This is a genomic window from Brevundimonas sp. DC300-4 (assembly GCF_049897365.1).
Classification (GTDB): Bacteria; Pseudomonadota; Alphaproteobacteria; order Caulobacterales; family Caulobacteraceae; genus Brevundimonas.
The window spans coordinates 1-1022 of sequence record NZ_JAFCWC010000046.1; the positions used below are offsets into that span (position 1 = coordinate 1).

1 pseudogene is annotated in these 1022 nt (G+C 59.9%); it reads left to right on the forward strand.

The window, feature by feature from the left end:
• A pseudogene (locus ACP7AZ_RS17795) lies at positions 1-103 on the forward strand (IS630 family transposase); the annotation flags it as partial.
• Positions 104-1022: the final 919 nt, after the last annotated feature.

The window sequence follows — 1022 nt, forward strand, 5'->3', positions numbered from 1 at the left end:
ATCCATCGAGCAGCTCTGGGACGCCATCGCCCGCATCATCCAGACCTACTCACCGCAGGAATGCGCAAACTACTTCGCCGCCGCAGGCTACGATGCAGACTGATCGGAAAATGCTCTAGAACAAGAAAAGCACGTATACGCGCAAGTTGATCGGCGTTCTCGGGATCCCGCATCGTCCCTAAAAATTGATCTCATTCAATGAGGTAGTTCGAGTTCGGTAGGGTCCCGCGGTGAACGCCGATGGACAGGGCCAGAGATACGACCCCCGCCGCAGGAGACGACGGGGGCCACATCCGCAGTTCGTAACACCTGCATTCGGAGGGGCATCTATTGCCGGGCCACCCCTCGCACCAGCCGGCACCAGGGTTTGAACGGCGAACGGGCTTGCGGGTTCCGGACATGCAAAAGGCCCCGCCATCCCGAAAGACGACGGGGCCAATGATGACGCGGCCTTGCCGATGCTGCGTTCTGGCGAGAGGATCGACCTGCTGGTATCCGCCTCCCGAGCGCTGTTTTCTCAGAGCCTGTCCGCTTTCGGATCGGATGTCGTTGACCGTTTCCGATCCATAGGAGCCGTCGGTGATGACGGTGCGGGATAAACGCTCGGCTTTCCAGCTCTCAGGCCTGGCAGGAGACAAGTTTTATTGGATGGACGAGGAACAACGGATACCCGGCTGCGCTATGGCTGAGCTTGAGCGAGAGCTTAGGCTTGTCTCCCGGCCGACCAATCCAGCCCCCCTTCCAGGTCGGTCGGGAAACTGAGACCTCGCGCGGACGAATGGGTCTTTTGGCCTCCGGTCGCCGCCGCTGCATGTCCGGTCACCGAAGCTAATTTTGGCCAAGTCCGCTGCTGTGTCGGCGCACTAGAGCACTTCGCGATCTGATTGAATCGCAGGGGATTCTCAAGGGAGCCGGGTTCTGATTCAACATTCCTGCTGGAGGCGGAGGCCAGCATGAATGAGCAAGGCGCTTTCGGTGGATCTGCGGGATCGTGTGATCGCCGCGATTGAGGACGGGATGTC